27 protein-coding genes are annotated in these 12861 nt (G+C 57.5%); all 27 read right to left on the bottom strand.

Annotated elements, in window-relative coordinates:
* Positions 1-11: 11 nt before the first annotated feature.
* Positions 12-401 (bottom strand): 30S ribosomal protein S11, encoded by a 390-nt coding sequence (rpsK, locus tag BLR25_RS19780; protein ID WP_091940362.1) that lies wholly within the window; start codon positions 399-401, stop codon positions 12-14.
* Positions 402-412: 11 nt separating this feature from the next.
* On the bottom strand, positions 413-775 hold the full coding sequence (gene rpsM / locus BLR25_RS19775) for a 30S ribosomal protein S13 (protein WP_091940360.1): 363 nt from the start codon (positions 773-775) through the stop codon (positions 413-415).
* Between the two features lie 76 nt (positions 776-851).
* The gene (gene rpmJ, locus BLR25_RS19770; RefSeq protein WP_091940358.1) at positions 852-965 is read right to left on the bottom strand and encodes a 50S ribosomal protein L36; all 114 of its coding nucleotides are present in this window, start codon (positions 963-965) and stop codon (positions 852-854) included.
* 72 nt (positions 966-1037) lie between these two features.
* Entirely contained in the window at positions 1038-1256 is a 219-nt protein-coding gene (infA, locus tag BLR25_RS19765) for a translation initiation factor IF-1 (RefSeq protein ID WP_091940357.1), read from the bottom strand.
* Between the two features lie 2 nt (positions 1257-1258).
* Positions 1259-2584: a preprotein translocase subunit SecY gene (secY, locus tag BLR25_RS19760; RefSeq protein WP_091940355.1), complete on the bottom strand. Its 1326-nt coding sequence runs from the start codon at positions 2582-2584 to the stop codon at positions 1259-1261.
* 21 nt (positions 2585-2605) lie between these two features.
* Positions 2606-3040, bottom strand: coding sequence for a 50S ribosomal protein L15 (rplO, locus tag BLR25_RS19755; protein WP_091940353.1), 435 nt, complete (start codon positions 3038-3040; stop codon positions 2606-2608).
* Between the two features lies 1 nt (position 3041).
* A complete protein-coding gene (rpmD, locus tag BLR25_RS19750) occupies positions 3042-3224 on the bottom strand; it encodes a 50S ribosomal protein L30 (protein WP_091940351.1) in 183 nt (60 codons plus the stop codon).
* A gap of 3 nt (positions 3225-3227) precedes the next feature.
* Positions 3228-3752, bottom strand: a complete 525-nt coding sequence (gene rpsE, locus BLR25_RS19745; RefSeq protein WP_091940349.1) for a 30S ribosomal protein S5 — start codon at positions 3750-3752, stop codon at positions 3228-3230.
* Positions 3753-3776: 24 nt separating this feature from the next.
* The gene (gene rplR, locus BLR25_RS19740; protein ID WP_425438701.1) at positions 3777-4133 is read right to left on the bottom strand and encodes a 50S ribosomal protein L18; all 357 of its coding nucleotides are present in this window, start codon (positions 4131-4133) and stop codon (positions 3777-3779) included.
* 10 nt (positions 4134-4143) lie between these two features.
* On the bottom strand, positions 4144-4677 hold the full coding sequence (rplF, locus tag BLR25_RS19735; protein ID WP_091940347.1) for a 50S ribosomal protein L6: 534 nt from the start codon (positions 4675-4677) through the stop codon (positions 4144-4146).
* A gap of 12 nt (positions 4678-4689) precedes the next feature.
* Complete coding sequence (rpsH, locus tag BLR25_RS19730) at positions 4690-5085, bottom strand: 30S ribosomal protein S8 (protein ID WP_091940345.1); 396 nt, start codon at positions 5083-5085, stop codon at positions 4690-4692.
* Positions 5086-5100: 15 nt separating this feature from the next.
* Positions 5101-5406, bottom strand: coding sequence for a 30S ribosomal protein S14 (gene rpsN, locus BLR25_RS19725; RefSeq protein ID WP_091940343.1), 306 nt, complete (start codon positions 5404-5406; stop codon positions 5101-5103).
* Between the two features lie 7 nt (positions 5407-5413).
* Complete coding sequence (rplE, locus tag BLR25_RS19720) at positions 5414-5953, bottom strand: 50S ribosomal protein L5 (RefSeq protein ID WP_091940341.1); 540 nt, start codon at positions 5951-5953, stop codon at positions 5414-5416.
* A gap of 9 nt (positions 5954-5962) precedes the next feature.
* On the bottom strand, positions 5963-6280 hold the full coding sequence (gene rplX / locus BLR25_RS19715) for a 50S ribosomal protein L24 (RefSeq protein WP_091940339.1): 318 nt from the start codon (positions 6278-6280) through the stop codon (positions 5963-5965).
* Positions 6281-6289: 9 nt separating this feature from the next.
* Positions 6290-6658 (bottom strand): 50S ribosomal protein L14, encoded by a 369-nt coding sequence (gene rplN, locus BLR25_RS19710; protein WP_091940338.1) that lies wholly within the window; start codon positions 6656-6658, stop codon positions 6290-6292.
* Between the two features lie 136 nt (positions 6659-6794).
* Positions 6795-7058, bottom strand: coding sequence for a 30S ribosomal protein S17 (gene rpsQ / locus BLR25_RS19705; RefSeq protein ID WP_091940336.1), 264 nt, complete (start codon positions 7056-7058; stop codon positions 6795-6797).
* Positions 7055-7249, bottom strand: coding sequence for a 50S ribosomal protein L29 (gene rpmC, locus BLR25_RS19700; RefSeq protein WP_091940422.1), 195 nt, complete (start codon positions 7247-7249; stop codon positions 7055-7057). Before rpmC ends, rpsQ begins: the two co-directional genes overlap by 4 nt.
* Before the next feature lie 2 nt (positions 7250-7251).
* The gene (rplP, locus tag BLR25_RS19695) at positions 7252-7665 is read right to left on the bottom strand and encodes a 50S ribosomal protein L16 (RefSeq protein WP_091940334.1); all 414 of its coding nucleotides are present in this window, start codon (positions 7663-7665) and stop codon (positions 7252-7254) included.
* Positions 7649-8476 (bottom strand): 30S ribosomal protein S3, encoded by an 828-nt coding sequence (rpsC, locus tag BLR25_RS19690; protein ID WP_091940333.1) that lies wholly within the window; start codon positions 8474-8476, stop codon positions 7649-7651. The genes rplP and rpsC overlap by 17 nt, the downstream gene beginning before the upstream one ends.
* An 8-nt stretch (positions 8477-8484) precedes the next feature.
* Positions 8485-8814, bottom strand: coding sequence for a 50S ribosomal protein L22 (rplV, locus tag BLR25_RS19685; protein WP_091940331.1), 330 nt, complete (start codon positions 8812-8814; stop codon positions 8485-8487).
* Between the two features lie 10 nt (positions 8815-8824).
* Complete coding sequence (gene rpsS, locus BLR25_RS19680) at positions 8825-9100, bottom strand: 30S ribosomal protein S19 (protein WP_091940329.1); 276 nt, start codon at positions 9098-9100, stop codon at positions 8825-8827.
* A 13-nt stretch (positions 9101-9113) separates the two neighbouring features.
* Positions 9114-9941, bottom strand: coding sequence for a 50S ribosomal protein L2 (rplB, locus tag BLR25_RS19675; RefSeq protein WP_091940327.1), 828 nt, complete (start codon positions 9939-9941; stop codon positions 9114-9116).
* The gene (gene rplW, locus BLR25_RS19670) at positions 9941-10243 is read right to left on the bottom strand and encodes a 50S ribosomal protein L23 (RefSeq protein ID WP_091940325.1); all 303 of its coding nucleotides are present in this window, start codon (positions 10241-10243) and stop codon (positions 9941-9943) included. The genes rplB and rplW overlap by 1 nt, the downstream gene beginning before the upstream one ends.
* On the bottom strand, positions 10240-10860 hold the full coding sequence (rplD, locus tag BLR25_RS19665; protein WP_091940323.1) for a 50S ribosomal protein L4: 621 nt from the start codon (positions 10858-10860) through the stop codon (positions 10240-10242). Before rplD ends, rplW begins: the two co-directional genes overlap by 4 nt.
* Positions 10860-11504, bottom strand: a complete 645-nt coding sequence (rplC, locus tag BLR25_RS19660; RefSeq protein WP_091940321.1) for a 50S ribosomal protein L3 — start codon at positions 11502-11504, stop codon at positions 10860-10862. Before rplC ends, rplD begins: the two co-directional genes overlap by 1 nt.
* A gap of 112 nt (positions 11505-11616) precedes the next feature.
* A complete protein-coding gene (gene rpsJ, locus BLR25_RS19655; protein ID WP_091940319.1) occupies positions 11617-11928 on the bottom strand; it encodes a 30S ribosomal protein S10 in 312 nt (103 codons plus the stop codon).
* A gap of 51 nt (positions 11929-11979) precedes the next feature.
* Positions 11980-12861: elongation factor Tu (tuf, locus tag BLR25_RS19650; RefSeq protein ID WP_091940317.1), on the bottom strand; the 882-nt coding region annotated here is incomplete at its 5' end.

Below are 12861 nucleotides of genomic sequence, written 5' to 3'. Positions count from 1 at the left end.
TGTCTTTCTCCTTAAATCCGACGCTTCTTGGGGGGACGGCAACCGTTGTGCGGAATCGGAGTCACGTCGGTAATCGCCGTGATCTTCATTCCCAACGCATTGAGCGCGCGAACCGACGATTCGCGACCGGGGCCAGGCCCCTTGATGCGAACTTCGAGATTCTTGACGCCACACTCAACAGCCACTTTGCCAGCGGCTTCGGCAGCGACCTGCGCGGCAAACGGCGTGCTCTTACGCGAGCCCTTGAAACCAGCGCCACCCGAGGTCGCCCATGCCAGCGCATTGCCCTGGCGGTCGGTAATGGTAATGATGGTGTTATTGAACGACGCGTGAATGTGGGCGATGCCCTCGGCGACGTTCTTCTTGACTTTCTTGCGAACTTTCGTTGCGGTCTTGGCCATGTCAGATCCTTTTATTTCTTGCCGGCAATCGCCTTGCGCGGACCCTTGCGGGTACGAGCGTTAGTACGCGTGCGCTGGCCACGGACGGGCAAGCCTTTGCGATGCCGAAGACCACGATAACAACCCAGATCCATTAGACGCTTGATGCTCATCGTGACTTCGCGACGAAGGTCACCTTCAACGGTGAACTTGCCAACCTGTTCACGCAAGCGATCCATTTCGGCTTCCGTAAGGTCCTTGACCTTGACCGACCGAGCGATGCCGACAGCATCACAGATCTTTTGCGCGCGGCTACGTCCGATACCATAAATCGCGGTCAACGCGATTTCGGCGTGCTGATGGTTGGGAATATTTACCCCTGCGATGCGGGCCATTGATTTACCCCAAATATTCGAAACTGTTGATTATATCTTCAATCGTCAGGTACGTTTCAGAGAAACGGTCTGCCGATCAACCCTGACGCTGCTTGTGGCGCGGATCCGAACAGATCACACGCACGATGCCGTGGCGCCGAATAACTTTGCACTTGCGGCAGATGCGTTTAACAGATGCCAGCACTTTCATGGTTAACTCCTAATATTTCGGCGTTCGGCGCAGCCAGCCTTCAGCCTGATTACATCACTTGCGTAGAGATTCTTATTTCGCCCGGAACACAATACGTGCCCGGCTCAAATCGTAAGGCGTCAACTGAACGGTCACCTTGTCACCCGGCAAAATGCGAATGTAGTGCATACGCATCTTTCCCGAGATGAACCCCAGAACGATATGGCCGTTTTCCAGCTTTACCCGAAACGTTGCATTCGGAAGGTTCTCAAGAACCTCCCCTTGCATTTCAATCAAATCTTCCTTGGCCATCGCTATTTCGTCGGAAATCCGGCGCCCTTGAAATTCGCTTTCTTGAGGAGCCCTTCATACTGATGCGACATGGCATACGCTTGAACCTGCGTCATGAAGTCCATGGTCACCACCACGATAATCAACAACGACGTTCCACCAAAATAGAACGGCACGTTCCACTTAAGGATCAAAAACTCAGGCAACAAACACACGATCGTGATGTAAGCGGCGCCGACGAGCGTAAGCCGCATCAGGATCTTGTCGATATAACGGGCCGTCTGGTCACCCGGGCGAATACCCGGAACAAACGCGCCGCTCTTCTTCAGATTGTCCGCCGTTTCCTTCGAGTTGAAGACCAAGGCGGTGTAGAAGAAGCAGAAAAAAATGATCGCTGCAGCATACAGCATCACATAAACCGGCTGTCCCGGTGCCAGACCAGCCGCAATGTCCTTGAGCCAGCGCATCGAGTCACTCGAACCGAACCACCCCGCAACGGTAGCCGGGAACAGAATCAGCGACGACGCGAAGATCGGCGGAATAACGCCCGACATATTCAGTTTCAGCGGCAAGTGCGAACTCTGTCCACCGTAGATCTTGTTTCCGACCTGCCGCTTGGCATAATTCACGAGAATCTTCCGCTGCCCGCGCTCGACGAACACGACAAACGCGGTAACCACGGCAACCAGGAACGTAATGAACAGTGCCGTCAGCGGATGCATCGCGCCGGTACGAACCAGTTCAAGCAGGCCGCCGACAGCGTTCGGCAAACCCGCGGCGATACCGCTGAAAATGATGATCGAGATACCGTTGCCAAGACCACGCTCAGTGATTTGCTCACCCAACCACATCAGGAACATGGTGCCCGTCAACAGCGTAGTAACCGTAACGAAGCGGAACAACATCCCCGGATCGGGAACCAGCCCAGGCTGAGATTCCACCGCGATCGCGATACCGATACCCTGGAAAAGCGCCAGGAACACCGTGCCATAGCGGGTGTATTGCGTAATCTTCCGACGACCGGCTTCACCTTCCTTCTTCAAGGCCTCGAGTTGCGGACTGGCGTGCGTCATCAATTGCATGATGATCGACGAAGAAATGTACGGCATGATTCCGAGCGCGAAGATCGTGAATCGCGACAAGGCGCCACCCGAGAACATGTTGAACATACCCAGAATGCCGCCCTGCTGCTTGCTGAACAGATCCGCCAGTACTTGCGGGTCGATGCCCGGAACAGGAATGTGCGCGCCGATTCGGTAGACGATCAAGGCGCCGATCAGGAAGAACAGACGGCGCTTAAGGTCGCCGTATTTACCACCTTTACTGATCTGTGTCTGATTTGTTGCCAAGGATCGTCACCGTTATCGTCGTTATTCCGTCACACAACCACCGGCAGCTTCGATCGCTGCCTTGGCACCTTTGGTCGCGCCAACGCCCTTGAGCGTGACCTTGCGGGAAATCTCGCCCGACAGCACAACCTTAGCCGACAGCGCATGCTGCGACACGAGATTGGCCTGTTTCAGCGTGAGCAGATCGATCTCATCGATCGGCAACGCGCTGATTTCGGACAAGCAGACTTCCACGTTGCGCGCATTTGTCAAGGACTTGAATCCACGCTTCGGCAAACGGCGTTGCAGAGGCATTTGACCGCCTTCGAAACCAACCTTGTGGAAGCCACCTGCACGCGACTTCTGACCCTTGTGGCCTCGTCCGGCGGTCTTCCCCAAGCCGGAGCCGATACCGCGTCCGACACGCCGCTTCGAATGCTTGGAGCCTTCGCCCGGCTGAATGGTATTGAGCTTCATGTTACCCCTCACACTTCACAAGGTAGGCCACCTTGTTGATCATGCCGCGCACTGCGGGCGTGTCGATCAACTCGGCCGAACTGTTCAGTCGACGCAGCCCCAGACCGCGCACCGTCGCGCGATGCGATTGCTTGGTGCCGATCACACTCTTGACGAGCGTCACTTTGATTTTCTTTTCTGCCATGGCTTACCCCAGGATTTCCTCTACCGACTTGCCACGCTTGGCAGCAATTTCGGAAGGCGTGTTCATCGCCATCAGTCCGTTGATCGTCGCACGCACGATGTTGTAGGGGTTCGTCGAACCGTGGGCCTTCGCAACCACGTTCGTCATGCCCATCACATCGAACACTGCACGCATCGCGCCGCCGGCGATAACCCCGGTACCTTCCGGCGCCGGCTGCATCATCACCGTGGATGCGCCGTGGCGACCCACCACCGTGTGGTGCAGCGTGCCGTTCTTCAGGCTCACCTTGACCATCTTACGACGGGCTTCTTCCATCGCCTTTTGCACGGCAACCGGAACTTCACGGGACTTACCCTTGCCCATGCCGATACGACCATCGCCATCGCCCACCACGGTCAGCGCGGCGAAGCCGAGAATCCGACCCCCCTTCACAACCTTGGTGACGCGGTTGATCGAAATCATCTTCTCGCGCATGCCGTCATCAGGCTTCTCGGCTTGCTGCGTCTTCTTGCTTTGCGGTTTTGCCATTACTTACTCCGTTTCGCGCGGCGATCAGAACTTGAGGCCGGCTTCGCGCGCGGCTTCAGCCAATGCCTTGACTCGTCCGTGATACTGGAAACCACCCCGGTCGAAAGCGACCTGTTCGATGCCCGCCTTCTTGGCGCGCTCAGCGATCAACTTACCGATCACCGTCGCTGCCTTGACGTTGCCGCCATTGGCAAGCTCTTTGCGAACCTCGGGCTCGAGCGTCGACGCCGCCGCGAGCACCTTCGATCCGCAGGGCGAAAACACCTGCGCATAAATGTGAAGGTTGGTACGGTGCACGGACAGACGCAACGCATTCAGTTCGGCAATTTTGATCCGGGTTTTGCGGGCCCGGCGCAACCGCGCTTGGTTCTTGTCAATCATCTATGCACCCTTACTTCTTCTTCGTTTCCTTGAGGACAATCACCTCGCCGGCATAGCGCACGCCCTTGCCCTTATAGGGTTCAGGCTTGCGGTAGGCGCGGATCTCTGCCGCCACCTGGCCGACTTGCTGTTTATCCACGCCCTTGATCACGATCTCGGTCTGCGTCGGGGTTTCGCACTTGACGCCGGCCGGCATCTTGTGCGCGACCGGATGCGAGAAGCCCAGCGTCAGGTTCAGCGTATCACCCTGAGCCTGAGCACGATAACCAACGCCCACCAGATTCAGCTTGCGCTCGAAACCTTTGCTCACGCCGGTCACCATGTTGGCGACGATGGCACGAATGGTTCCCGAAAGCGCATTGGCGTTTGCCGCGCCCTCGACCGGCTTGCACAACAGGGCCGACCCCTCTTGCACGACCGCAACGGCGGGATTGGCCGCCAAGCTGATCGAGCCCAACGGCCCTTTCACGGAGATCTTTTCTGCGCTCAGGGCGACTTCAACGCCCTGCGGCAGAACAATCGGATTTTTTGCAACGCGGGACATCGCTTCTTCCCCTTATGCGACGATGCACAGCACTTCGCCACCAACATTGCTGGCGCGTGCCTTGCGGTCAGTCATCACACCCTTGGGCGTCGACACGATCGCCACGCCAAGGCCATTCATCACTCGCGGAATATCGCCTGCACCACGGTAAATCCGCAGGCCAGGTTTCGAAACGCGGTCAATGCGCTCGATAACCGGACGACCGGCGTAGTACTTCAGGCCAATCTCAAGGGTTGCCTTGCCTTCGACGTCGCGAACGGCAAAATCCTCAACGTAGCCTTCATCCTTCAACACCTTGACGATCGCTACCTTGACCTTCGACGACGGCATGGCGACGGACGCCTTGTTTGCCATCTGGGCATTGCGGATACGGGTCAGCATATCGCTGATCGGATCGCTCATACTCATAGTATCTTCTCCTGCTTACCAGCTGGCCTTGGTCATACCGGGCACTTCGCCACGCATGACGAAGTCGCGCAGCTTGCTGCGGCCCAGACCAAACTTGCGGAAAACGCCACGCGGACGACCGGTCAGCTGGCAACGGTTGCGCAGACGAACGGAACTCGAATTACGCGGCAACGCCTGAATCTTGAGGCGCGCCTCGTAACGATCCTCTTCGCTACGGCTTTCATCATTCACGATCGCTTCCAAGGCTTCACGCTTGGCCTTGAACTTCTCGACCATCTTGCGACGCTTGGCTTCGCGGTTAATCAATGCAAGTTTCGCCATTTTCGCCTCAGTTCTTGAACGGGAATTTGAACGCGCCAAGAAGAGCACGCGCTTCGTCGTCGGTCTTGGCCGTGGTCGTCACGCTGATATTCATCCCGCGCAGCACGTCAATCTTGTCGTACTCGATTTCCGGGAAAATGATCTGCTCTTTAACGCCCATGTTGTAGTTGCCACGACCGTCGAAGCCCTTGCCCGAAATTCCGCGGAAGTCGCGGACGCGCGGCAGCGCAACCGTCACGAGACGATCCAGGAATTCGAACATGCGCGGTCCGCGCAACGTCACCATGCAGCCAATCGGGTAACCGTCGCGAATCTTGAAGCCGGCGATCGACTTGCGAGCCTTCGTCACCACCGGCTTCTGACCAGCAATCTTGGTCATATCACCAACGGCAAATTCCAGGACTTTCTTGTCGGCAACCGCCTCGCCAACACCCATATTCAGGGTGATTTTCGTGATGCGAGGCACTTCCATCGGAGACTTGTAACCAAACTTCTGGGTCAGCTCCTGCACAACGGTGTTCTTGTAGTAATCCAGCAAACGCGCCATGATCGCTCCTTACGCCCCCACCACTTCGCCGTTCGACTTGAAGACGCGCACTTTCTTGCCGTCATCAAGCAACTTGAAGCCAACCCGATCCGCCTTCTTGGTCGCCGGGTTATAGAGCGAGACATTCGATACGTGCAGCGGCATGTCTTTCTCGATCACACCACCAACAACCCCCTTGACCGGATTCGGCTTGACGTGTTTTTTGACGCGATTAACGCCCTCAACCACGACATGCTCCGCGTCGACACGGCGCGCCACAGTACCGCGCTTGCCCTTGTCTTTTCCGGTAATGACGACGACTTCGTCGCCCTTGCGAATTTTTTCCATGGCAGCTCCTTACAGGACTTCAGGAGCCAGGGACACGATCTTCATGAAGCGCTCGCCGCGCAGTTCGCGCGTGACCGGCCCAAAGATGCGGGTGCCGAGCGGCTCCAGCTTGTTGTTGAGGAGCACAGCCGCATTACCGTCAAATCTGACGAGCGAGCCATCGGGGCGACGCACACCCTTTGCCGTACGCACGACAACGGCGTTGTAAACGTCACCTTTTTTGACACGACCGCGCGGCGCGGCATCCTTGATACTAACCTTGATGATATCGCCGACACTGGCATAGCGACGCTTGGAGCCGCCCAGCACCTTGATACACATCACTGAACGAGCGCCGGTATTGTCGGCGACGTCCAGAACCGTTTGCATTTGAATCATCACACTCTCCAACTTATCCCGCGCCGTTTGCAAAACTCGCGGTCAGTCTTGGAACCCGTACGGGAGAAACACCCGGCTGTGATAGCCGGGCGCGAAAGGGGGGCATTATACCCCCAATTGCAAAAATTACAAGCTTTTAAATCGCGACAGCTTTTTCCAGCAACTTGGTCACTGACCAAGCCTTGGTTTTCGAAATCGGGCGGCCTTCCTGGATCTCGACCAGATCCCCCGCCTTGGCTTCGTTACCCTCGTTGTGCGCATGGTACTTCTGCGAACGCACAATGATTTTGTCATACATCGGATGCTTGACGCGACGTTCGACCAGCACGGTGACGGTCTTGTCCATCTTGTCACTCACCACGCGTCCGATCAGCGTCCGCTTGTTCGTCGTTTCGCTCATTGTTGCACCGCCTTTTCACGGAGAACGGTACGGACGCGCGCGATATCGCGCCGCACCTTGCCGATCTGGCTAAAGTTGCTCAACTGCTGGGTCGCTGCCTGCATGCGCAAACCGAATTGGGCCTTCAGGAGATCCAGCAGCTCCTTGTTCAGCTCGTCGACGCTCTTTACTCTGAGTTCACTTGCTTTCATGATCAACCTACCATTCGCGTGACGAACGTCGTCGGGATCGGAAGCTTGGCAGCCGCAAGCGCGAACGCTTCACGGGCAAGGCTTTCGTTAACGCCGTCCATTTCATACAGCACCTTACCGGGCTGGATCTCGGCAACGTAGTACTCGGGGTTACCCTTACCGTTACCCATCCGAACTTCGGCAGGCTTCTTCGAGATGGGCTTGTCCGGGAAAATCCGGATCCAGATCCGACCGCCGCGCTTGATATGACGCGTCATCGCACGACGAGCCGCTTCGATCTGACGCGCCGTCAGCCGTCCGCGTCCGGTGGCCTTCAAGCCGAAATCGCCGAAGCTGACCTTGGCACCCCGAGTCGCCAGGCCAGTGTTACGGCCCTTGTGTTCCTTGCGGTACTTTCTTCTAGTTGGCTGCAGCATCTGTCGTTCCTGCCTTTCTTACTCGTTTTGCCGGAGCCTTTCCTTCGGACCCCGGAGCATCGGCCTTCACGGTACGCGCCCGGGGCTTGTCCCCTTCGCTGCCCGGCTTGCCGAGACGACGGGGCTTGCGGGAAGGCTCATCACCTGCCGGCACATCATTGGCAACCGCCGGTTGCTCGTTGCGATCGAGAATTTCGCCCTTGAACACCCACACCTTGACACCGATGATGCCATAGGTCGTGAGCGCTTCGGAGGTCGCGTAATCGATGTCAGCGCGCAGGGTATGCAAGGGCACACGGCCTTCGCGATACCATTCGCGGCGAGCGATTTCCGCACCGTTGAGTCGGCCAGAGCTCATGATCTTGATGCCCTGGGCGCCAAGACGCATCGCATTCTGCATCGCACGCTTCATCGCGCGACGGAACATGATCCGCTTTTCGAGCTGCTGCGTAATCGAGTCAGCGATCAACTGCGCATCCAGTTCGGGCTTGCGAATCTCTTCGATGCTGACGTGCACCGGCACGCCCATGATCTTCTGCAGCGCCGAGCGCAGATGATCAATCTCTTCGCCCTTCTTGCCGATGACAACGCCCGGACGCGCCGAGAAGACCGTCACGCGAGCATTCTTGGCCGGACGCTCGATCAGCACACGACCCACGGAAGCGTGCTTGAGCTTCGCCTTGAGATAGTCACGGACCTGAACATCCTCATTGAGCATGCCCGCGAAGTCCTTGCTGTTCGCATACCAGCGCGACGACCAGTCACGGGTGACGGCCAGACGAAAACCAGTCGGATGAATTTTCTGTCCCATTTTTGTCCTCAGTTCCCGACGGTCAGGAAAATGTGGCAGGTCGGCTTAATGATCCGGTTACCACGTCCCTTGGCGCGCGCGGTGAAACGCTTGAGCACCATGCCTTTTTCGACATAGATCGACTTCACCTTCAGTTCATCAACGTCGGCACCATCATTGTGCTCGGCATTGGCGATCGCCGATTCAAGCACTTTCTTGATGATACCGGCCCCCTTCTTCGGGCTGAAAGTCAGGATGTTCAGAGCCTTATCAACCGGCAGTCCGCGGATCTGGTCGGCCACCAGTCGACCCTTTTGGTCCGACAGCCGAACGCCGCGCAAAATAGCACGAGTTTCCATATCCATTCCTTTACTTCTTCGCCTTCTTGCCGGCGGTGTGACCCTTGAACGTCCGGGTCAGCGAGAATTCGCCGAGCTTGTGGCCAACCATGTTTTCGGTGACATACACCGGGATGTGCTGCTTGCCGTTATGCACCGCGATGGTCAGGCCGACGAAATCCGGGAGAATCGTCGAACGACGCGACCAGGTCTTGATCGGGCGCTTGTCACTGGTCGCGCGAACAGCGTCGACCTTCTTGATCAGATGGGCATCGACAAACGGGCCCTTTTTAATGGAACGTCCCATAGTGTTCTACCCCTTAGCGTTTGTGACGGCGCTGCACGATCATCGAGTTCGTGCGCTTGTTCGACCGAGTGCGATAACCCTTGGTCTTGGTACCCCACGGGCTGACCGGATCCATACCTGCCGACGTACGACCTTCGCCACCACCGTGCGGGTGATCGACCGGGTTCATGACAACGCCGCGAACCGTCGGACGGATACCACGCCAACGATTGGCACCAGCCTTACCGATCGAGCGGAGGCTGTGCTCTTCGTTGCCGACTTCACCGATCGTCGCACGGCACTCGACATGCACGCGACGGACTTCGCCGGAGCGCAAGCGAAGCTGCGCATACACGCCTTCGCGCGCGAGAAGCTGGGCCGACGTTCCCGCCGAGCGGGCCAATTGTGCGCCCTTTCCGGGGATCATCTCGATGCAGTGAATCGTCGTACCGACCGGAATGTTACGGATCGGCAGAGCGTTACCGGCCTTGATCGGCGCTTCGGAACCGCTGATGACCTGCTGACCGACGACCATACCCTTCGGCGCGATCACATACCGACGCTCACCATCTGCGTAGAGCAGGAGGGCGATGTTGGCGGTACGGTTCGGATCGTATTCCAGACGCTCAACCTTGGCCGGAATGCCATCCTTGGTGCGCTTGAAGTCGATCACACGATAGTGCTGCTTGTGTCCGCCGCCTTGATGACGGGTGGTGATACGACCGTTGTTGTTGCGCCCCGCGTTTTTCGATTGCGGCTCGAGCAGACCGGCGAACGGCGCACCCTTGTGCAGGTTCGCGTTGACAACCTTGACGACGGCACGACGACCCGGGGAGGTTGGTTTGACTTTGACGAGAGCCATTACGCAGCACCTCCATCAACAAAATTGATTTCCTGGCCCGGCTTCAAGCTGACGTACGCTTTCTTCCAATTTTTGCGAGCACCCATGGCGCGACCGAAGCGCTTCTGCTTGCCCTTAACGTTGGCGACCTGGACCGATTCCACTTCGACCTTGAACAGCAGTTCGACGGCAGCCTTGATTTCCGGCTTAGTCGCATCCGAGGCGACACGGAAAATCACCTGCTCGTTCTTGTCGGCAACGAACGTCGCCTTCTCGGAGATCTGCGGTGCAAGGAGAACTTGCATCAGACGTTGTTGATTCATCCCAGGATCTCCTCAAACTTGGCGACGGCGCTCTTGGTCATCAGCACCTTCGGGAAGCGAATCAGCGACACGGGATCGGCTTCATTCACTTCCAGCACCAGCACGTTCGGCAGGTTGCGCGAAGCGAGATACACGTTCTCATCGAGCGCGTCCGTGATGACCAGAACCGAGTCGTAACCCATGCCCTTGATCTTTTGCGCGAACAGCTTGGTCTTCGGCGCGTCGACTTCGAGCGTATCGACAACCGCAAGGCGGTCCTCACGCACGAGCTGCGACAGGATCGAGGCCATACCGGCGCGATACATCTTCTTGTTCAGCTTCTGGCTGAAGTTTTCTTCCGGCGAATTCGGGAAGATCCGACCGCCCCCGCGCCACAGCGGCGAAGACGACATACCGGCACGCGCGTTACCCGTTCCCTTTTGACGGAAGGGCTTCTTCGTCGTGTGCGACACTTGACCCCGGTCCTTCTGTGCGCGGTTACCGCTACGCGCATTCGCCTGGTAAGCAACGACGACCTGGTGAACCAGCGACTCGTTGTAGTCGCGGCCGAACAGGACATCAGACGCTTGCAAGCGGCTGGCTTCCTGCCCTTGTTCATTAATGAGCTTGAGTTCCATTATGCCCCCGCCTTGACTGCAGGACGCACGACCAGATCCGACCCTTTCGAGCCGGGCACGGCGCCCTTGACCAACAACAGCTGACGTTCGACATCAACCCGAATGACCTCAAGGTTTTGCTGGGTACGCTGCACGTCACCCATATGACCGGCCATCCGCTTGCCGGGGAAAACACGGCCCGGATCCTGGTTCATACCGATCGAACCCGGCGCGTTGTGCGACACCGAGTTACCGTGCGTGGCACGTTGCGACTTGAAATTATGCCGCTTGATACCGCCCTGAAAGCCCTTACCGATCGACTGACCGGTCACATCGACTTTCTGTCCGACGGCAAAAATACTGACGCTGATCTGATCACCCGGCTTCAGGGAAGAGAGCTCGTCGGTCGAAACCGTGAACTCCTTGAGCAGATTACCCGCTTCAACACCGGCTTTAGCCAGGTGCCCCGCCAGGGACTTATTGACGCGAGAAGGACGACGCTTGCCAAATGCCACTTGAATGGCTGCATAGCCGTCGTTCTCAGGCGTTTTGATCTGGGCGACGCGGTTGTTCGACACATCGAGCACGGTCACCGGAACGGACACGCCGTCGTCGGTGAAAATGCGCGTCATGCCGACCTTGCGCCCAACAAGGCCTAGACTCATGGTTATTCTCCTCTTGCCGGCTACGATTGGCCGGCGAGCGCTTCAACACAAAATGGATGGTGTCAATGACACCATCCGGCGAAAGGCGGCGATTATAGCCGCAAAACTGCGATTACTGCAACTTGATTTCGACGTCAACACCCGCCGGCAGGTCCAACTTCATCAACGCGTCAACCGTCTTGTCGGTCGGATCGATGATATCCATCAGGCGAAGGTGCGTACGAATTTCGAACTGATCGCGCGACGTCTTGTTGACGTGCGGCGAACGCAAAACGTCAAACCGCTGGATACGGGTGGGCAGAGGAACCGGGCCACGAACGACAGCGCCGGTACGCTTGGCGGTTTCGACAATTTCCAGCGCCGACTGATCGATCAGACGATAGTCGAAAGCCTTCAGACGGATACGAATTTTTTGGTTTTGCATAGTTATTCCAAAGAGCAGAGGACGAGGCCGAGCCTCGTCCTGTTTCAAGAATTACTCGATGATTTTGGCGACGACGCCGGCACCGACGGTACGACCACCTTCGCGGATGGCGAAACGCAGACCTTCTTCCATCGCGATCGGGCAAATCAGCTTCACCGTCATCTGGATGTTGTCGCCAGGCATCACCATCTCCGTGCCTTCCGGCAGCGAGATCGCACCCGTCACGTCCGTCGTACGGAAGTAGAACTGCGGACGATAGTTGTTGAAGAACGGCGTGTGACGACCACCTTCGTCCTTCGACAGCACATACACCTCACCCGTGAAGTGCGTATGCGGCGTGATCGAACCCGGCTTCGCCAACACTTGGCCACGCTCGACTTCTTCACGCTTCGTGCCGCGCAGCAGAACGCCAACGTTATCGCCAGCCTGACCTTGGTCGAGCAGCTTGCGGAACATTTCAACGCCCGTGCAGGTCGTCTTCACCGTCGGCTTGATACCAACGATTTCGATTTCCTCGCCAACCTTCACGATGCCGCGCTCAACACGACCCGTCACCACCGTACCACGACCCGAAATCGAGAACACGTCTTCGATCGGCAGCAGGAACGGCTTGTCAACCGTACGCTCCGGCGTCGGAATGTAGCTGTCCAGCGCATCCGCCAGCGCCATGATCGCGCCTTCCCCCAGATCGCTCGTGTCGCCTTCCAGCGCCTTCAGCGCCGAGCCCTTGACGATAGGAATGTCGTCGCCAGGGAATTCGTACTTCGACAGCAGCTCGCGAACTTCCATTTCAACCAGCTCGAGCAGCTCAGCATCATCAACCATGTCGCACTTGTTCATGAACACGATGATGTACGGAACACCCACCTGACGCGCCAGCAGAATGTGCTCACGCGTTTGCGGCATCGGACCGTCGGCCGCCGACACCACCAG

This window comes from Propionivibrio dicarboxylicus (assembly GCF_900099695.1).
Lineage (GTDB): Bacteria > Pseudomonadota > Gammaproteobacteria > Burkholderiales > Rhodocyclaceae > Propionivibrio > Propionivibrio dicarboxylicus.
The sequence above is the reverse complement of the archived record's forward strand: the minus strand, read 5'-3'. Positions and strand labels throughout refer to the sequence as shown.